The following is an 18,846-nucleotide window of genomic DNA, read 5'->3' on the forward strand; positions in this document are numbered from 1 at the left end:
GCCGTCACAGTTACACCGATGGCGATTCTCCGGTAGAGTTCGAAAAGAAGTATTTCAACCGGCTCGAAAGTGTCTAGTGGAGCGGGGCGATTCAGGGTGATTCGAAGACATTTCAGGGAACCTGGGATATCGAACCGAATCAACATGGCAGCACGATCAAGTTTAAGGGATTGTGGGAACCGGACACCCTGATTCCTTTGTCTATCATTGATCATTTTGCAAAAAACGGCCTAATTGACAGATTCAGTGCAATCGCCGAATTGGCAGAGAAACGCAAAGACATGTTGCCACCCAGTTGCGTAGACTGACTGGTATCCGATCCCGAAATGGACTCAGAATCATTCTTTTCAGGGTTGCATCACGCCATCGGCCTACGGAATGGTGCGCACTAATGGCGGCTTTGGAGTGAAGGCTTGATTGTCATGGCACGCAACGGCCGGTCTATATGGATGGCCCGTTCTCAGAGAAAGCAGTCATCTGCTTCGAGCCACTTATCTTAAACACCGGCAGCAAGCAATCATAGCCGGGTGACCAACTGGCGCCCCTGGACGCTAGTGAGGCCCCCGGTAACCGGTGCCGCACTAGCATACACACAAGGTCCCTTAAACAATTTTCTGTAAGCTAAAAAATGGGGCGACGTTACTCCATGCCTTGTGAAAGGCCATTTGTTTTCAGTGAATCTTCTTTCCTCATTCCGGGGAACACAGCAGATATCTACTGACCACATCCAGACACGCCGTGCCGCATGGCGATTAACGCAGCCTCGGTGCGTGAGCGCACATGCAGTTTTTGCAAGATACTCGTCATGTAATGCTTGACCGTCTTTTCCGCAAGGCACATGGCCTCACCGATTTCCCTGTTGGTGAGTCCCTGGCTAAGGAGCTTGAGGATTTTGGTCTCGCGCTCTGTCAGTTCGGAATGCGAAGCAAGGGGGAGCGGGCGTGAGAACTCGGTTAGCATATCTGCCGCCAGGGCGGGGGTGACGTAAGCCTCACCATTGGCCACGCGGCGCGTGATGGCGCGCAACTCGCTTGCGGACACACCTTTTAATACGTAGCCATGCGCCCCGGCTTTGAGTGCTGCCATTAGATTTTCCCGGTTTTCGGAGACGGTGAGCATCATGATGCGCACTCCCAGTAAACTGGTGGCGATCATTCCGGCAGCCGCGATACCCCCCATTCCGGTCATCGTGACATCCAGCAGCACCATGTCGGGATGCAAGCGATTCGCCAGTTCCACCGCCTCCTCACCGCTGCCTGCCTGGGCGATCACCTCGAAATCCGGTTCTGTGCCAAGCGAGTGGGCGACTCCCTCGCGAAACAGGGGATGGTCGTCGGCGAGCAGAATACGGATCGGGCTAGGCATGGATCATTTCATCGGTTGATAGAGGGAGCCGGGCGCTGATACAGGTGCCGCGTCCGGGAGCGGAATCGATTTCAAAGATACCCCCGAGCAGCCGGACGCGCTCGCGCATGAATGTCAGTCCGAGCCGCCCCGCTGTGGCGGCCGCCTGAGGATCGAAACCGGCACCCTGGTCTGTGATCGTAACCAGTACCTGTCCCACAGCCTGTTGCACATGCACCTGAGGTGCGCCTCCGGGCGCGTGCCGCCAGCAGTTTGTAAGCGATTCCTGGAGTAGGCGGTATACCGTGATCTTGACTGCAAGTGGCGCCTTATCAAGGGCTTCATCGATCTCAGTCTTGACCGTTTGCCCGGACACGTGCTCGAAATTGCGCACAGCGTGTCGAGCGGTGTCGGCGAGCGAGAGATCGGCTATGCCAGGCATCGCCAGTCCGGAAGAAATTCTTCGCACATCCCGAAGCGAGGATTGCAGGGCACCGTGGATGCTGTGAAGGTCTTGCTTAACGCCACCCGGTGACAATCCACAGCTACGGCACGCGGCAGCAAATTCGTCGAAGCGCATCAGGGCGAAGGCAATAGCTTGCGCCGGTCCGTCGTGCAGGTCGGCGGCGATCCGGAAAAGAAACTCCTCGTTGAGCGTGGTCGTGCTAACGCCTGCCTCGCGCAACCGTTCGCGCATGTGATCGTTCTCGTCGAGAGAGGAGTGCAGTTGTTGTATCTGGTGGTGCAGGTCGCGCTGCTGGTCGCGGATGGTATCGTTGGCGCGACGCACCAGACCGAACAGCAACAGGTAGATCGCGAGAGTGATGACCGTGACAAGCAGCCAGCTGCGATGCTGGGCGGTGCGGATGTCGCGCCCCAGGCTCTCCATCGAGTGATAGAACTCGGCGACCGCAATAATCTCTCCCTGGGTGCCAGAACGGATCGGCACATAGACCTCGAGCAGTTGTGGCCAGCGCACATGCTCGGGCAGGTTGTCGGCTTCATCGAGATCGCTGATCCGGGCCTGCACTGTACCTGCGAAGGCTGTGGCAAGTTGCTTCCCGACCGGGAAGCGAAGTCCAATTTGTGCATCGTCGCTGCTGTAGACGATACGCCCGTCTGCGTCCCAGAGTTTGAAGCGAAGCACCTCGCGGTGTAACGGTCCTTTTACGAAAATCCGGTCGAGCACGGCATGCGTCTCGTTGTCCACTATTCCCCCGCCTGGCCAGTCATGCAGTTGCGCCGCGAAGATACTCTCCAGGTAAATCGCCGAGATTGCCGCAGCGCGGTCCACCTCGCTGTTTTCGATCTGTCGCCCCAGCCAGGTTCCGATGACTGCCATGCCGATCAAGAGGACCGCGATGATCGCCAGCATGAACTGGCGCGAAAAACTCAGGCGGCTGAAGGGTTTCTTTGTGGCTAACGACATCGGAAACCCTCTGTATGTAATCGAGAATGCTTGAATAAATCATTTTAACACGCGACGAACGTCATCGCGATTATCCCAATGGTCTGATAAAAATAAGACTTTAGTCTGACTCAATCAAGGCTGATAGTCCGTTGCGGGGCTGTCTAGTATTTCGGATACTTGTATCCTAAGGAATTGGAGTGGTGACTATAAAATAGCAACACCCACAAAGTAATACCAAACTATTTGTAGTGGCCGTACATATTGATTCTAACGATGGTGAACCGGTCTGAGTTGGAAATGGTTGTTTTATGAAAGGGCGGATAATGAATAAATTCACAAAGACGATACAACGTAGCGTCTTGCGCAAGGCGGCTCTTGTCTTTGGCCTGCTGGGAATAACGGCGGCGCTATTCCCGGTGGATTCGCAGGCGCTCCCGCTTTTCGCGCGACAAACCGGGCAGAACTGCGTGGCTTGCCACGCCGGCGGACAATTTCCCGAACTGACGCCCTACGGTCGGTCGTTCAAGCTGACCGGCTACACCATCGGCGACCGCGTCTCAGTACCGTTGTCGGTAATGGGGCTCGCCACTTACACGAAGGTTCGTGACACTTCCAAAAGCGACAATCCGGCAGGGGATTTCTCTAAAAACGGGACTGCCCTTGCCTCGGGCGGGAGTCTCTTCCTCGGCGGCAAGATCACCGACAACATAGGCGCGTTCGTACAGTGGACCTACGACAACTTCGCCGTCCAGAATGCAGATGGCGGTTACTCAGGGCACTCCGGAACCGACAACGTTGACATCCGCTATGCCGATCGGTTCATCGATACGAACAGAGATCTGATCTTCGGCGTGAGTCTGAACAACAATCCGTCTATTTCCGATCCATGGAATACTGCCGCCGCCTGGATGCAATATGTTCCCGTGCCCAGCCCAACCAGCAGCCAGTTCATCGATGGGGCCGCCCCATACCCCGGCTTCGGTTCAGGCGGCAATCTCGCTGGCGTTAACCTGTATATGTATTTGAACAAGTTGGTCTATGCGGAACTAGGCACTTACCAGACGGCAAATGGGATTTTCTCACCCATGAGTGCGGGCTTGACCGATGCGAGCAGGACAAAACTAAAGGGCGTCAACAATCCCTATTGGCGACTGGCGCTAACACACGAATGGGGCCCACATAACATCATGGTCGGCACCTCCGGCATGATCGCACACCTCTACGACGACAACACAAATACATCGGATCCAAACAGCGTTTACCGTGTATTGAATACCGGACTCGATGCTCAATACCAGTATATCCTCGATCCTCATACGATCACGGCGCAGGTTGCCTATATGAGGCAGAGAACAAACTATTCGGCAAATACTGTTGCTGCCAATGTCGGAGCTGGGTCACCTTCTGGCTTTTTTGCCGCCGACGGAAGTACGCTCTTGGCAGATCCCAACGATTCCGACACGACCAACACGTTCCGGGGCAAATTAACTTATGTTTATCAGGCGAAATATGGCGGCAGTTTGGCCTACTTCAATCTAACCGGCACGACTAACACCGCGCTCCAGACCTCGGGTTACGACGCCACGTCGACGATTGTTGTCGACCCCGCTGTCTCTCGCGTGAACGCCAACCTCTCAGGCAACCCCGCCACTCGCGGCTTGACCTATGAAGCGTTTTGGATGCCCGTGCAATATGCTCGCGTCGGCGTGCAATACACCGCCTATAGCAAATTCAACGGAGCCACCGACAATTACGATGGTTTGGGCAGAAACGCGAGTGACAACAATTCGCTCTTTTTCTATGTGTGGGGTGCGTATTGAAATCCCTGCTGAAGTTATTACCCGAAATCGTTATGCCGCATACCCGACATGAACGTCGGAATCTTCGGAGATTCGAGATGAAAAAAATCATTTTAACATTGGCTGTCGGACTAGCCGCAGCCAGTTCTGGCTGCTCCAACCTCGAGCGCTCGCGTGATCTCGCCAACCCGAATGTTCCCCCGGCGGTGACCGCTGTCCAGGTTTGTTCGAACTGTCATGGTGTTGACGGCAATTCCGTGTCGCCGAATTTCCCTCGACTCGCCGGGCAACAGCCAGCCTACATCATCGAACAGATGCAGAACTTCAGAAGCCAGCACCGCTCCGACCCGGCCGGCTTTGAATATATGTGGGGCTTAAGCCACCATCTCACCGACGATCAAATCAAGGGACTCGCCGACTACTTCGCCAAGCAGGTTGCGCAGCCCAACGCTCCCGCCGACGTGCAGCAAATGGCTGCCGGCAAGGAGATATTCGAGAAAGGGTTGCCGGCCAAAGAGGCACCACCCTGCATGGCTTGCCATGGACCTAAAGGGGAAGGACTCGCGAGTTTCCCCCGATTGGCGAATCAGCACCGGGACTACCTGGTGAAGCAGCTGCAAGTTTTTCAGAGAACGGATGAAAGGCCGAATACGCCGATGACACAAATCGCGCACCTGCTTTCCCACGAGGAAATGGAGTCCGTGGCCAGCTATTTGCAGGCGTTTCCCAACGACAAATAACGGGATTCTGTCTTTACCGGCGGCTCGCCGGTAAAGACAGATGTCCTCAACGGAGGTTTTCATGAAAAGATATTTAACCGCTTTCGCAGTAATGACCGCTCTGGTCGCGCCAGCTCACGCTGCCGATAGCTACACCACCGACTCAGAGTTTACCGCCCCGGTTTTCGAAATCACTCATCTGGGTTTCACGACGCAACACGGCCGTTTTAACAAGACGAGCGGCAAAGTCATGATCGACTTCACGGCCAAGACGGGTAGCGTCGACTTTACGGTCTACACCGAGTCACTCGATATGGGCTGGGGGGCTTGGGCGAAACATTTAACCAGCGAGGGTTTGTTCAATGTGAAGAAATTTCCGACCATGACTTTCAAATCAGACAAACTGATTTTTGATGGCAACAAAGTTGTCGCGGCGGAAGGACAATTCACCATGATCGGCGTGACCAAACCCCTCAGGGTTACGGTGAACGGTTTCCAGTGTGGCAGCAACCCGGTGAGCAAGAAACCGATGTGTGCCGGAGATGTCACGGCGACCCTCAGGCGCTCTGATTTCGGGTTGACCAAATACATACCGGCGGTTAGCGACGAAGTAAAAATCAACGTCCCGGTCGAAGCCTACAAGAACTGAGCGCTTCAAGATTCATGGAGACTACCTTTATTTGAAACAGGCGCGTTGTCCGCGCCTGCTTCGCCCCTCGAAGATCCAGAGTGGAAATTCAAAAAATCAGGCCCTTTCACTAAATCAATGGGTGAACCCTACACCTGGGTCACGCTTTCAGTATGACCTATGACAAGAAAACAAAAAATCCGTCCGCAAAGTACACCAGCCCGACCAGGCCGGCTGCAATCCCGCCATACCAGACTACTTTCTTTTTCAACAGACCGGCAATTGATGAAAGCAATATGGCAATTTGCAGGTAGATGACTGCCACACCAAATGCCCTGGAATGTATTTGAGCTTCGTCTCGAATGCCTTCGAGTTGTTTCGCTTTTTCCTGAATTTCGGATTTCTCTATTTCGTATTTATCCGTCTTCTTTTTGTAATCGGCGATTTTTTCCCTATAAGCAGTTACCACGCTCTCAGGAGCGGAGGTCGGTAGCGCAAGCTGTTCTATGGCCAGCTTATCTGCTTGCATTTGATAGAGGTAAGATTTGATGCTCTTTGCTTGATAGTACGCCCACTGATCGGAGGCTTGTGATTGGCTCATCACAGAACGGGTAGAGAAACCGCCGCCTTTGAATGTGGAGAGCGTAGCGCAAACCGCAAATATCACAGTCGTCAGCGCCAAGTAGTTTAGCCACGCTTCTTTCTTTTCCTGTGCCATGGAATTTCCCTCGGATTCATATCTTGTTTATATTCGATCGACTCAAAATGGGGCGGCTCGACTGCAACCCCGGGTTCAATTTCCTGAGGGCTAATTCGCGAGCTTGGATTGTTATATCTAGCTCCAATCGTCCCCACCACCAACATCTATACTATCGGCAACGCTTGCGTTGTCGTCCCAAGAGGAGTTGTCGGCAATGCCAAAATCGGCACCACCCATGTTATTGGAAGACGAATCCCAATTATCCGCAACAGGCATGGGCGCATTATTCCCATTCCGATTCCCGTCCATGAAGTGATGGGCAAGCGCTTCGCCAGCGACCACGCCCGCACCGACGGCAACACCCGTTGCAAGGCCGGAGACAATGCTTGATCCAATTCCACCGCCTGTGGGTGCCATTGACGTGACGCCACCGGCTGCATTAGGCTGACCTGCATAGTGTTGCCCTGTTCCTCCGGTCGGTCCCATTTGATAGTTACCCACGGACTGCACTGCATTGCGGGACGTTATGGCTCGCATCACCATGGTGATCACCACTATAGAACCGATGCCCAGCAGTAGCATACCCCACGGGAATCCGCTGGCGGTTTCTGCATTAACGCGGGTCATCATCTGCGGTCTCTGATGAGAAACAGCAATTCTTGATTTTAGTTCTTGTACAGACTGTGGTTTGGCAAAAGAAAGCCCGGGATCGAGTCGTTCGGCGGTGTTAAGTTCCTCTTCAGCATTCCCTAATCGTCCTTGTTTTGCCAAAATTTCGGCTTCCACAAAATGTGCCTTGCCGCTATTGGGGTGATCCTTCAGGACCTTTTCCATCATCCCCTGAGCCTCGTTCAGCTTGCCCGCCTGAGTTGCCTGATAGACCTGATGGAGTGTTGGATCACCATCGGCAAAAGCGAGTCCATTCATTAAAAACATCGAGCCCAATAATAATCCATGTATTGTTTTGCTTAACATTTACTATCTCCTGATAAATCTAAAGTCTCATGTCTATATGAACATTTTGTGGAAGCGCTTTGTTTGCGCGCTTTCTGAGGTCACTAACCAAGGCAAAGCGCATCGAGTTCCCTGGCCCGGGACGCAACCGCTGTACTCGAGGGAATGGTGGACGGCGTTAATGACTCCATATAACAATTTTAAGCGGCTCAAAGCCAAATCCCCCGGCATGCCGGGGGATAGCTAAATTTGCGTCATAATGACGAAGAAACTCATGCGTTGATTAGCTGCGATGTTTATCGTGACGTAACTCGCGGCGGTCTTGATGGCGATCCATTTTGTCCGAATGCAACTCTTTACGATCTTTACGAAGATCTTTGCGATCGGCCTGAATGTCTTTATTATCTTTTCTTAATTCCGCCCGCTCTTTTTGGGCGTCAGCCTTATCGCCAGCTTTGAAATCCTGCTTTAGTTCCTGGCGGTCCGCATTACGAGTTTTCAGATCCTTCCGTAGATCGGCTTTATCCTTCACCAAATCACTCTTATCTTGGCGGATATCTCGGGTGTCTTTCTGAATGTCTGCACGGTCTTGCTTGATATCGTCTGCGTGAACGGGAACCATGAATGCAAAAGCAACTAATGCCGTCGCGGCGTAAAAGGACTTTTTCAGCATTTTGAATCTCCAGGTTTGGTTGAAATTTGTGGTTGTCACCAATTCTTATTGGCTAGGTCAATTAACGACCGATACAAATTTTGGTTAACGCGGAAAAGTGAAACAAAATGTAACAAGGACAGTTGGATTTCAGGTGGCATTGTTTAGTGGGAGCAGGTCACAGCCACCATGTGCAAACGCCAGCGGATGGGAGGTTGCAAGGAAAGCCAGCCGACGGGCGAAGCATTGGCCACCAAAACTTCCCGCAGCCCCTCTTCTGCCCCGAGCCCCAAGGCTTGAGCAGCTTGACGATCAGCTCGCAGTTCAAAAAACCAATGTATGGCCAGCCAGCACACGAGAAATCCAGCCGAGCCGAGCCAAGTCATCGCGTCCCAGGGCGTATCGGGAAACGCCACCGTCAACACCAGTACCGGCAATAGAGCAGCCAGGCGCTGGGCCAAGCGGCTATGCACCAAGGCACGCGCCAAGAGAAAGCGTAGCCCGTTTATCCCAAGTTGCTCCGCCAAGGCGGAAGAGATAAAAACCTGGCTTTGTCCAGGCAACAATCCGGCAGTGACGATGAACGGGGCTGAATATTCCGCCAGAATGACTGGTATCTCGGCCAGTTGGACATGCCCTTTGCTCTTGTGCAGCTCTGACAGAGCCCAGTCCACAGCTTGACGTAACGGCCCGACAACCACCTTCTTCACAACGAGTGCCCGGCAGATAGCTGGCCCGTACCAGAACCACGCCATCACCAGTGTCCCCTGATAAAGATTGTAAAGCAGCAAATAGGTCGCGTTCTTGTCCCAGGCCGCAGGCGCGAAAAGGCCCGGTCCATAAAAGGCCAGGGAACTGACCAGCAGGAATATCCAAGTGCGCCGAGGGGATGAAGGAATCATTGTTCTATTGTGCCACGAACTCTTCTGGGCATATTCAAGTCTCTCTATACACTGGGGACGATTCGTTTCTGATACCTTAGCGACCACCTATCCAGATGGCCGCTGGTTAGAGCAAGAATATATACTTCCGTCTGCTCGGCAATCTCCAAGGCATCATCGACCTCGATGCCAAGATACCGAACGGTGCTCTCCAGTTTGGTATGCCCGAGCAGCAGTTGAACAGCACGCAGGTTCTTGGTGCGTCGGTAAATCAATGTCGCTTTTGTTCTGCGCATGGTGTGAGTACCATACGCCGATGGGTCCAAGCCAATCGAGGTAACCCATTTGTTGACTAGTCTGGCATATTGCCGTGTGGTGATGTGTGGCGAGGCATGTACCCGGCTCGAAAAAAGATACTGATCCGGCTTAAGCTGGGCCTTGGCAATCCAGGAGGATAGTGAATCACGTGTTTGGTCCGTGATCTCGAATTGCACCGGTCGCTGAGTCTTGCGTTGCATGACAATTGCTCGTGGTGCGATTTGGTTGCCATGGGTGATATCCAGCACCCGAAGTGCAACCAGATCACATCCACGCAACTTGCTATCAAGGGCTAGGTTGAACAACGCTAACTCCCGTGTTTGCCGGGTTAATTGAAGGCGGATTCGGATAGCCCAGATCTCCTTTAATTTTAGCGGTGGTTTTTGGCCGGTGAGTTTGCCCTTGTCCCAGGGAATATGGGCATGTGTGGTGTTTGAATTAACGTCCATGATGAAGCTCCTTCAAGTTGGAAAGGAACTTCATTTACAGGGGTTGGGCAGTCGTTACACGGCGCCATTAGCCGATTTACCCTCTTTATTAAGGTCTGCTGAAGTGCCGTAAACGGACCGTGGTTTACGATTCGCTAATGACTTTTCCTGGCACATTCCCGCCTCTACGGCCACTCACAATCTGATACTAGCCGATCATTGGACCAAGCAATCAGCTGGTTGCGTATGCATCATTTCGAGTGGCGCTTTTCTAGCCGAATTGCATCTGAAACCATTTACTGAAGCTTGATGGCAGGAGGCTCTTTTTCGTGCTCGATAGTGACGAAATTCTGCTGTCGCGTCGATTCTGACAGTTTCTCTTTCTGATCGCTGCAAGTGCGTTCAAGCTCTTCGATACGCCGCTTCTGGCGACCCAGCTGCCACTGCAAACGAACTGTGGCTGGCGTCGTAACCAGGGCAACGATGATCGCTCCCAATGCGAGCGCCAGCAACAGAACCAATGCCAGGGAACTGTCGAAACGCCATAACAGGAAATTGACTGTCACCGGTACGTTGTTTTGCATGGCGAAGACGACGCCGGCTATGGCGACGAATATGGCAGCTATAATCTTTAGTTGCATGGCACCTCCTGATCTCAGACTTGATTGGCGCGTTCTTCCATGAGCGCTGTCTTTTCACTCTCGGGCCGCAAACGGGCCACCGCTACCAAGGCCGACGAGGCCAGCACCACCAGCATGACGGTTCCACCAAGGAAACTGGGCAACGGCAACACCTCCTTGGCATGCAGGGATAGTAGCACGGTGATCAGGCCGCGAGGAGCAATCCAGGTCAGGGAGCTGGCTAGAGAATGTCGGCTCACCCGCAGCATGCCGTAACGCCAACCGTAGACAACCAGCAGCACAAGCGCTGCCGCCAGCCAGGCACGAAGGGAAGCCAGGTCGGACAATTCGGTCCAATAACCCAGGAGGATAAAAAAGAACCCGCGTACCGCAAAAGTGAGTTCCTGTACCAGAACCTTGAACTCCTTGAGCGTGGCACCATAGGTATGGTCCATCCAGCTCTGCAGAGGGCGGAAGCGTGTAATCAGCGTAGGGTTGTTAAGCGCCAACCCGAAGAGCAGTACCAGAATGAGCGGAGATAAATGCTGCAAATTGCCTGCGGCATACAGACCGAAGAGACCCGCGAGCAGTGGAATAAATCGAATATGGCCATCGATACGCATCAGCAGGAGAGCCAGCGCAACTGCGCTGACCAATGCCAGCAGCAGGGACATCACGCCGCCTCCCACAAGCCCCAGCAGGATGCCGCCAGCCGAGCCATCGGAATTAATCAGGGCAAAGAACACCAGCACCCCCAGGATGTCCGATGCCGAACTTTCATACACAACGAACTCACGTCCGTGAACAGGAAGAAAATCACTGCTCGGTATAGCGATAGCGCTGCTGATAACGGCGAAGGGCACCGCGAGGATCAGAGCCTGTAATAGAGTCAGATGAAGTGTCATGACCGCGACAGACGCAAACACGGCAAGACAAAGAAAAAAACCCGCGCCTACCATTATGTGGGCGCCAGCAGCCGCCCTCAGGCGATCCCGACGCAACTCGATATCAAGAGCGCCTTCCAGAACGATCAGGACCAGGCCAATGGCACCAACGACAGGAACAATGATTCGAGTCCATCCAGCGCTAGACCGGTAGCCTTGAGCAGAGGCCTGCTAGCAAGCCCGGTAGCGATCATGACGATCACTGAAGGGACGCCAGATACCCGGCTAAACCGCTCAATAGCAAAAGCGATCAGCGACACGACCGAAGCGACCAGAATGGCGGAATAAATCATCGATCCCCTTATAGAGTTATTTTAGCGTGAGCCAGTCAGTATGAAGTTATGGAACAGGCCACAACTACCAAGCCAGACTTTCTGGTGGAGGAACAAACACACCGGCTGATGGTTTTCTCTTGCTACAACTCGACTGGCTCGACGATAGGCATCAACCGAGTGGTTTTTTCCATGACGATCATGCCCGCATGGGGCTCATCGATCCCGGTGGCGAAATACAGGAAACGAAAAATTTCATCTGCGCGATCAACTGGCACCAGTACCGTGAAGATTTCCCGCTCGATATAGAAAAGCTTCTTTTTCTGGACATTACCGACTCCGATCCCGCGCGCATGATGCACGAACGCGCAGTTGATGCCCATCTCCTTGTGCAGTTCCTCAAGCACGCGCTGCCCACGCCCGGCCGGGCAGAAACAGGTGATAGCCTTGTAAGGGGTTGCGCCCGGTTTCATGATTCTGAATCGGTGAACTTTTCGATGAGTTCGGCCGGGATGTGGGTGGCCATTTTTTCCAGCGGCGTAATGTAGGCCATCCCCATGCCGGGGGTGTCGAGCTTGGCAGTGGTGAAGATTCGCTCGAAGATGTGGTCGGCCTGGTCGGTGGAGGCAACGATGTAGATGACCTCCTTTTCCGCATTGACCGTCACGCCGAGAACGCCCATGTGGCGCTGGCGCACACCCATGCCGCGGGCATAAAACACCGTCGCGCCCTGCGCACCGGCTCTGCGGGCGGCACGCACCACTTCATCGGCCACGCCGCGCTGAACAATCGCCGTAATCAGCACGGCATCCGTCAATACTATAATTTCGTCGCTCATTCGATCACCACCCTGGCCCGCCGGTTCAGGGCGGTTCTCATGCGTATCCACAATCCTACCGCCAGCACGCTGACGATCGGGCCTATCGACGCCATCGCTAGGACACCAAATCCATCCTGCACTCCGACAGCTTTGCCCAGCCCCACACCCAGCGCGAGCACCAGGGGCACTGTCACTGGCCCGGTAGTGACACCCGCGCTATCCCAGGCAAGGTTGACGTGCTCCTCGCCGGAAAGAAGAGTCATAAACAGCGCGAGCACATAGCCGGGCAACAATAGCCAGGCAATCGGCAAATCGAAAATGATCTTGGCAACGCCGATCGCGGTACCGACACCTACCCCGAAGGCGACTGCCCTGATCAGGGTATTTTTGGTGAAAGCGCCATCGGTCAATTCCTGTACCTTCATGCCCATGGCGTTCAGGGCAGGCTCGGCCAGCGTTGCGCCAAAACCCATCAACAGGGCGAACAGCAAGGTCAGGGCTATGCCGACACCATGAGAATACAAAGGCGAACCCGGTACGGATTCAAAACGGGCGAATGAAGCCGGAAAGAGTTCACCGGCCTGTGCGCCGAGCGCGGTCAGGCCGTAATCCTGGCCGATGGAGAACAGGGCCATGCCGAGAATGGCCAGCGAAACGCCATACACGATAATGTTGAGGTTCTGCTGCTTTTCCTTCAGCAGGAAACGCTGCACCACCCACAGGAACAGTACCAGCGGCAGGATCGCGCGCAACGCCATGGAAATATGGGCAAACGGCGTCATGTGCTGTCCATGCTCGCTGGGTGCGTTTGTCATCAGGCCTTCGAGTGGGATGTTTGCCATCCACCCCCATTCCACAAACAGACCCAGCAGCATCACCGCCATCACCGGGAACAAGGAGGCCAATGTAACGATGCCAAAGCCCGAAAGCGGGTTGTCCTCCTGGCCGGTTGCCGCGGAAACACCGATACCGACTGCCAGAACCAGCGGAACCGTTACCGGCCCGGCGGTGATCGCACCGCAATCCCAAGCCAATCCGAGTATCGGGGCAAGCCTGGGATCGGATGCCAGGTATGCCGTCAGCATCAGGCACGGAGGCACTGTGATAAGCAGAATAGTTTTCAGGCGCCAGTTGAAATAGAAGCGCAGAATGCCGACCAGCACGGCGAGTCCGACCCCGACAGCTACGGCGAATACCAGCCAATGCACCCGGTCATGCAGAAGGCTATAAAGATGAGGTGCGGTTTCCGCGCTGGTCAGGCTGCCGGCCGCCTTGAGCGCCCCGATAGCCGGCTCGGCCAGCGTTACCGCGGCACCCAGCACAAAAGCCACCAGCATCACTGTCAGAAGGGAAGAGCGGCCCGGCATGGTATAGCCGATGTTCTCGCTGAACGGCATCAGGCCATGCTTCACCCCTTCCATAAACAGCATCAAACCAGTCATGATGGACAACAGGCCCATGGCCACTATCGCAGGCTGCTGAACCTGAACGTTCAGCACCGCCAGCAGGAACAGCACCATGAACACGGCCAGTGGCACTACCGCTTGAATCTGATCCAGAAAACGCAAACCGATATAAGGTGCGATCAGGCGATACATATCCACTGCACGCAGACGCAGGCGACGCCGCAACGGCGCATGTGCCGTCACCACATTGTAGCTGATGGCATGCTGCCGGTGCCGGACGGCGCCGAGATAGTCTCCGTAACGGATGCGGGTATTCATCGCTGGTTCGGGATTGAGACAGATGGTGAAAGTATCGCACACTCCGGCATGGCAACAAAGAATGCCTTTTGACGAAATCCGCCTGCCGGGGCTATGATCATTCCAGCCGCGAACTCTATGGCTTGCATCTGCGGTTTTAAAGTTAATAAGGATTCCGATATGGCCAGCGCACCGTCCAACTCCCTGATCCATGCGACCATGGACCACCTTCGCCGCTTCGCCCCATTCGACCGGATGGAGCACGATCATCTGGTGTGGCTGGCGCAGCGGCTTTCCCTGGGCTATTACGCCAAGGGCGAGGTGATCGCCTCGCCCGAGCAGGGGGTGGCGTCCCGCTTCCTGGTGATCAAGCAGGGCGTGGTTCAGGGCGAGCAGGATGTGGTCCGGGCCCAGGAAGATGCCGCCTGGCTGGAGCTGCACGAGGGCGAGTGCTTCCCCTTGGGCGCACTGCTGTCCAAACGCGGTGTCACCAGCACCTATCGCGCTAAGCAGGATGTGTTCTGCTACGAGCTCGCTGCGGCGGATTTCCATGAGCTGATCCATTTGTCGCCGCCCTTTCAGGATTTTTGTACACGTCGCATCGCTTCCCTGCTCGAGCAGTCGAAGCAGATCATCCAGGCGCAGTATGCGCATTCGAGTTCGGAGCAGCAGTCGCTGTCCAGCCCCCTGTCGGCGATCATTCGCCGGGATCCGGTGACGTGCGCACCTGAAACGCCGGTGAGGTTGGTGCTGGAAACGATGCATGCCCTGGGAATCGGTTCAATGGTCGCAGTCGATAACACGCAGAAACCGATCGGCATCTTCACCCTGCACGACGTACTCAACCGGGTCGCCCTGGCGCAACTCGACCTGGACCAGCCGATCTCTTCCGTGATGAGTAGCAGCCTCACCGCCCTGCCACCCCAGGCATTCGCCTACGAGGCGGCGCTGGAAATGGCTAAGCATGGTTTCCGCCATGTGCTGGTGACGCAGAATGGAAAGCTGGTCGGGGTGATTTCGGAGAAGGATTTGTTTACGCTGCAGCGGGTGGGCCTGCGCCAGATCAGCGCGGCCATCCGCGGGGCAAACGATATCACCGCATTGCAGCATGCCGCCGGCGACATCCGCCAGCTCGCCCACAACATGATGGCGCAAGGGGTGGCGGCGGAGCAACTGACCCAGTTCATCTCTACCTTGAACGATTTGTTGACAGTGCGAATTATCGAGATGGAGTGCTTGGCAGCGGGACTGTTAGACAGTGCGCTGTGCCATACGGGATTCTGCTGGATCGCGCTCGGTTCGGAGGGGCGATACGAGCAGACACTGAATACCGATCAGGATAACGGGATTATTTTCCAGGAGCCGGAAGGGACGACCGCCGAGCAGGTCCGCATTCAACTCCTGCCGATCGCCAGACGCATCAACGAGGCGCTTGATGCCTGCGGTTTCCCGCTATGCAAGGGCAACATCATGGCGAGCAACCCGCAGTGGTGCCTTTCCCTGGGTGAATGGAAGGACAGATTCGCAGGCTGGATACAGCGTGGCGATGCGCCAGTCCTGCTCAACGCGACGATTTTCTTTGATTTCAGACCACTGTTCGGCAAGCACGAACTGGCTGAGAAACTTCGTATCTGGCTGCATTCAACGATCAAGGAAAATCGGCTGTTTCTCAAGCACATGGCAGCCAACGCACTGGCCAATCAGCCCCCTCTCGGACTGGTGCGCGATTTTGTGGTGGGCGAGGAACATACCCTCGACCTCAAGCTCAAAGGCATCACCCCGTTCGTCGATGCGGCGCGGATATTCAGCCTGTATGCCGGAGCCGGAGAAACCAGCACTATTCGACGGCTACGCGCATCCGGCGCGCAATGGCATATCGACCCTGCCACGATGGAAGCCTGGATTGACGCCTTCCTGTTTATCCAGTTGCTGCGCCTGCGGACACAGCACGATCAGGACGAAAGAAACGTGCCGCTATCCAACAAGATCGACCCTGACAGCCTCAACGACCTCGACCGCCGCATCCTGAAAGAAGCTTTCCGCCAGGCACGCAAGCTGCAGGCAACACTTGAGAAATACTTCCAGTTTTAAGAGCTTTAAATCCCGCTGTGGTGCGGAAAATTCACCGTCACCAAGGTGCCCTTGCCATCCGTCCCCGCCCCGATGCTGATCCGCGCTTCGTGCAGATTGATCACTTCACGCACGATCGCCAGCCCCAGGCCGCTGCCAACCTGGCCGCTACCGAGGATGCGGTAGAAGCGCTCGAATACCTGCCCGCGATGTTCCTCGGAAATACCTGGTCCGTTGTCTTCGATCCGCAGCACAGCCCCGCCCTCTTCATAGCCGGCACGTAGCGTCACCGTGCCGCCGGGCGGGGTATAGCGGATGGCGTTGTCGAGCAGATTGCCGATCATTTCCTGCAAGCCGATGGCGTCCCCACGCACCGGTAACACCTGCCTTGAACCTTCGAAGCCCAGATCGATATTTTTCTTGAGCGCCTCCGGTACCCACAACATGGTGGTTTCCTTCGCCACCCGGTTCAGGTTCAACATCGCGAAAGAGCTGTAAGTATGACCACCCGGCTCGTTGCGCGCCAGTGACAGCAACTGGTTCACAAGGTGACTGCAACGTTCGGCACTGGCGAGAATCTGATGCAGCGCATGGCGTAACAGCGCGGGATCGGCCTCGCGTAATGCAAGTTCCGCCTGCGTTTTCAGCCCGGCAAAAGGGGTACGCAGCTGGTGTGCGGCATCGGCGATGAAGCGCTTCTGCGACTCCATGACGTGCTTCAATCGCTGCAGCAGATCGTTGACCGCCTCGATCAGCGGCTGCACTTCCACCGGCGCCTTTTTTTCATCCAGCAGGCTCAGGTCGTCACGCGAGCGCCGCGCCACTTCCTGGCGCAAGTGTTCCAGTGGCATGAGTCCACGCTTCAAAGCATACCACACCGCGCCACCCGCCATGATGATAAGCAGCAATTGGGGAATCACGATGTTGCCCAGAATACCCCGTGTCAATGCCTGACGCTTGCCGATGGTTTCAGCCATCTGCAACAGCGCATAACTGTTTGAATCCGCCGGATTGGTCTGGTAGCGCAAACTGACCATGCGAATTTTCTGCCCTTTGAATTCACCATCGCTGAACACTGGCTCATTCCTGTTGGCCTGGAACACGGGGCGATGAGGTAGCGCTGCATTGCCGGCGATAACGCGCCCCTCCCCCGTGGTGATGGCGTAAAACGTGCGGTCGCCGGATGCGGATGCTTGGTCAGGATACGTCTGCCCGCCCAGATTCATCTGCCCGGCCAAGGATAGTGCCCGCTCTTTCAAAGCAAGATCGTAAGGCTGATTGGCGTAATTCAGGGTCGCCATGTAACCCGCTGCCGTACTGAAAATCCACAATACGAACAGGGGGGTGAACAGCCAGTTCATCAGATGGTTGCGCAGCGAAAGGATGTCATTGTCCATAGGGCAGCTTTCAGTCATCAGTTGTCAGTTGTCAGTTTTAGATGCCAGCCGTTCACTGATAGCTGATAGCTGACAAACTATTAAATCTTATCCAGCAAATAACCCAGCCCGCGTATGGTGCGGATGGTAATGCCGGCCTCTTCGATTTTTTTACGCAGGCGGTGGACGTAAACCTCGATGGCATTGCTGCTGGCTTCCTCGTCGTGACTGTAAAGATGTTCCAGCAACAGTTCCTTGCTCGCCACCTTGCCCACCCGTGACAGCAGAATTTCCAGCACACCCAGTTCGCGCGGGGAAAGTTCGACAGGTTCGTCGTTGATCGCCACACGCCTCCCGACGCTGTCGAATGCGAGCGCCCCGTACACCATCATCGGACTGGCGCCGCACTGCCCGCGACGCAACAATGCGCGCACACGGGCTTCGAGCTCGGGCAGGTTGAATGGCTTGGTGAGGTAATCGTCAGCGCCCAAGTCCAGGCCCTTGACGCGGTCTTCCACCCCGTCGCGGGCGGTCAGGATGATCACCGGCACATGCTGGTTGTGCACGCGCAATTGCTTCAGCACGCTCAGGCCGTCGAGCTTGGGCAGCCCCAGATCAAGGATAACCAGGTCGTACAATTCACCCAGCAGCATCTGGACAGCCTCTTTGCCGTTGCCGGCGCAGTCCACCGCATAGCCGGACTGGCGCATGGAACGGCACAATCCGTCACGCAGAACTTCGTCATCTTCAGCAATCAGGATTCTCATATCACTTTTTATCCGGCTGTAAGTTCTGTGTAAGTATGCTGGTATACCATGAAATGATGGCCTGCATGGAGTGGGCTACAGGCACCTACGGATAATCAATTTTAATAGGAGGCGTTGAAATGTCAAAACCTAGTATGAATTGGGCCGCGATCGATGCGGACCCTCGGTTCCAGGCCTTGCATCGCAAGAAGACCACTTTTCTCTGGGGACTGATGTTTATCTCGACGGTGTATTACTTCCTGTTGCCGATCGGGGCAGCCTATTACCAGGATCTGTTCAAGATCAAGGTGTGGGGCGTAGTCAACGTCGGCATCCTGTTTGCGCTGTCGGAATTCATTGTAGCCTGGGCCATCGCCTTCATCTACTCGAAAAAGGCCAATGCCGAATTCGACGCCATGGCGCAGGAAATCATCAACGATGCGCACAAGATGGGAGCCTGA

Annotated in this window: 20 protein-coding genes; 6 read left to right on the forward strand and 14 right to left on the reverse strand. The window is 55.1% G+C overall.

Features of this window, described 5'->3' with window-relative positions; genetic code table 11:
• Positions 1-714: 714 nt before the first annotated feature.
• Both SCT_RS09085 and SCT_RS09090 read right to left on the reverse strand, forming a co-directional pair.
• Positions 715-1,365, reverse strand: coding sequence for a response regulator transcription factor (locus tag SCT_RS09085; RefSeq protein WP_059421952.1), 651 nt, complete (start codon positions 1,363-1,365; stop codon positions 715-717).
• Entirely contained in the window at positions 1,358-2,773 is a 1,416-nt protein-coding gene (locus SCT_RS09090; protein WP_059421956.1) for a sensor histidine kinase, read from the reverse strand. Before SCT_RS09090 ends, SCT_RS09085 begins: the two co-directional genes overlap by 8 nt.
• Before the next feature lie 305 nt (positions 2,774-3,078).
• Here SCT_RS09090 and SCT_RS09095 point away from each other — a divergent pair, with 305 nt between their 5' ends.
• From SCT_RS09095 to SCT_RS09105, 3 genes are all read left to right on the forward strand, one after another.
• Positions 3,079-4,575, forward strand: coding sequence for a cytochrome C (locus SCT_RS09095; protein ID WP_237759647.1), 1,497 nt, complete (start codon positions 3,079-3,081; stop codon positions 4,573-4,575).
• A gap of 77 nt (positions 4,576-4,652) precedes the next feature.
• Positions 4,653-5,294, forward strand: a complete 642-nt coding sequence (locus SCT_RS09100) for a cytochrome c (protein ID WP_059421959.1) — start codon at positions 4,653-4,655, stop codon at positions 5,292-5,294.
• 61 nt (positions 5,295-5,355) lie between these two features.
• Positions 5,356-5,922 (forward strand): YceI family protein, encoded by a 567-nt coding sequence (locus SCT_RS09105; protein WP_059421964.1) that lies wholly within the window; start codon positions 5,356-5,358, stop codon positions 5,920-5,922.
• 157 nt (positions 5,923-6,079) lie between these two features.
• Here the strand turns inward: SCT_RS09105 and SCT_RS09110 are convergent, their stop codons facing one another.
• The 7 genes from SCT_RS09110 to SCT_RS16775 all read right to left on the reverse strand — a co-directional run bounded on the left by SCT_RS09110 (position 6,080) and on the right by SCT_RS16775 (position 11,359).
• Positions 6,080-6,619 (reverse strand): DUF4337 domain-containing protein, encoded by a 540-nt coding sequence (locus SCT_RS09110; protein WP_059421969.1) that lies wholly within the window; start codon positions 6,617-6,619, stop codon positions 6,080-6,082.
• A gap of 117 nt (positions 6,620-6,736) precedes the next feature.
• On the reverse strand, positions 6,737-7,576 hold the full coding sequence (locus SCT_RS09115) for a M48 family metallopeptidase (RefSeq protein WP_059421972.1): 840 nt from the start codon (positions 7,574-7,576) through the stop codon (positions 6,737-6,739).
• Between the two features lie 262 nt (positions 7,577-7,838).
• Positions 7,839-8,228 (reverse strand): hypothetical protein, encoded by a 390-nt coding sequence (locus SCT_RS09120; protein WP_059421973.1) that lies wholly within the window; start codon positions 8,226-8,228, stop codon positions 7,839-7,841.
• Positions 8,229-8,371: 143 nt separating this feature from the next.
• Positions 8,372-9,109, reverse strand: a complete 738-nt coding sequence (locus tag SCT_RS09125) for a hypothetical protein (protein ID WP_059421975.1) — start codon at positions 9,107-9,109, stop codon at positions 8,372-8,374.
• A 44-nt stretch (positions 9,110-9,153) separates the two neighbouring features.
• Positions 9,154-9,855 (reverse strand): tyrosine-type recombinase/integrase, encoded by a 702-nt coding sequence (locus tag SCT_RS09130; protein WP_082098266.1) that lies wholly within the window; start codon positions 9,853-9,855, stop codon positions 9,154-9,156.
• A gap of 275 nt (positions 9,856-10,130) precedes the next feature.
• A complete protein-coding gene (locus SCT_RS09135; RefSeq protein WP_059421977.1) occupies positions 10,131-10,475 on the reverse strand; it encodes a lipopolysaccharide assembly protein LapA domain-containing protein in 345 nt (114 codons plus the stop codon).
• A gap of 14 nt (positions 10,476-10,489) precedes the next feature.
• Positions 10,490-11,359 carry a sodium:proton antiporter gene (locus SCT_RS16775; protein WP_202812139.1) on the reverse strand — a complete coding sequence of 290 codons (870 nt, stop codon included), beginning with the start codon at positions 11,357-11,359 and terminating at the stop codon, positions 10,490-10,492.
• Here SCT_RS16775 and SCT_RS17500 point away from each other — a divergent pair.
• Complete coding sequence (locus SCT_RS17500) at positions 11,348-11,686, forward strand: hypothetical protein (protein ID WP_059421981.1); 339 nt, start codon at positions 11,348-11,350, stop codon at positions 11,684-11,686. The two genes, SCT_RS16775 and SCT_RS17500, sit on opposite strands and share 12 nt — an antisense overlap.
• A 127-nt stretch (positions 11,687-11,813) precedes the next feature.
• On the opposite strand, the gene SCT_RS09150 is transcribed toward SCT_RS17500, so the two are convergent.
• From SCT_RS09150 to SCT_RS09160, 3 genes are read right to left on the reverse strand one after another with little or no spacing between them, the layout of a single operon-like run.
• Entirely contained in the window at positions 11,814-12,143 is a 330-nt protein-coding gene (locus SCT_RS09150) for a hypothetical protein (RefSeq protein WP_059421982.1), read from the reverse strand.
• Positions 12,140-12,508: a P-II family nitrogen regulator gene (locus tag SCT_RS09155; RefSeq protein ID WP_059421984.1), complete on the reverse strand. Its 369-nt coding sequence runs from the start codon at positions 12,506-12,508 to the stop codon at positions 12,140-12,142. Before SCT_RS09155 ends, SCT_RS09150 begins: the two co-directional genes overlap by 4 nt.
• Positions 12,505-14,214 carry a DUF1538 domain-containing protein gene (locus tag SCT_RS09160; protein WP_059421986.1) on the reverse strand — a complete coding sequence of 570 codons (1,710 nt, stop codon included), beginning with the start codon at positions 14,212-14,214 and terminating at the stop codon, positions 12,505-12,507. The genes SCT_RS09155 and SCT_RS09160 overlap by 4 nt, the downstream gene beginning before the upstream one ends.
• Before the next feature lie 159 nt (positions 14,215-14,373).
• Between SCT_RS09160 and SCT_RS09165 the strand changes: the two genes are divergently transcribed.
• Positions 14,374-16,284: a DUF294 nucleotidyltransferase-like domain-containing protein gene (locus SCT_RS09165; RefSeq protein ID WP_059421988.1), complete on the forward strand. Its 1,911-nt coding sequence runs from the start codon at positions 14,374-14,376 to the stop codon at positions 16,282-16,284.
• Positions 16,285-16,289: 5 nt separating this feature from the next.
• On the opposite strand, the gene SCT_RS09170 is transcribed toward SCT_RS09165, so the two are convergent.
• Positions 16,290-17,660: a sensor histidine kinase gene (locus tag SCT_RS09170; RefSeq protein ID WP_059421990.1), complete on the reverse strand. Its 1,371-nt coding sequence runs from the start codon at positions 17,658-17,660 to the stop codon at positions 16,290-16,292.
• Between the two features lie 80 nt (positions 17,661-17,740).
• The gene (locus SCT_RS09175) at positions 17,741-18,406 is read right to left on the reverse strand and encodes a response regulator (RefSeq protein ID WP_059421991.1); all 666 of its coding nucleotides are present in this window, start codon (positions 18,404-18,406) and stop codon (positions 17,741-17,743) included.
• 119 nt (positions 18,407-18,525) lie between these two features.
• On the opposite strand from SCT_RS09175, the gene SCT_RS09180 reads away from it, so the two are divergent.
• A complete protein-coding gene (locus SCT_RS09180; RefSeq protein WP_059421993.1) occupies positions 18,526-18,846 on the forward strand; it encodes a DUF485 domain-containing protein in 321 nt (106 codons plus the stop codon).

The organism is Sulfuricella sp. T08 (assembly GCF_000971475.1).
GTDB lineage: Bacteria > Pseudomonadota > Gammaproteobacteria > Burkholderiales > Sulfuricellaceae > Sulfuricella.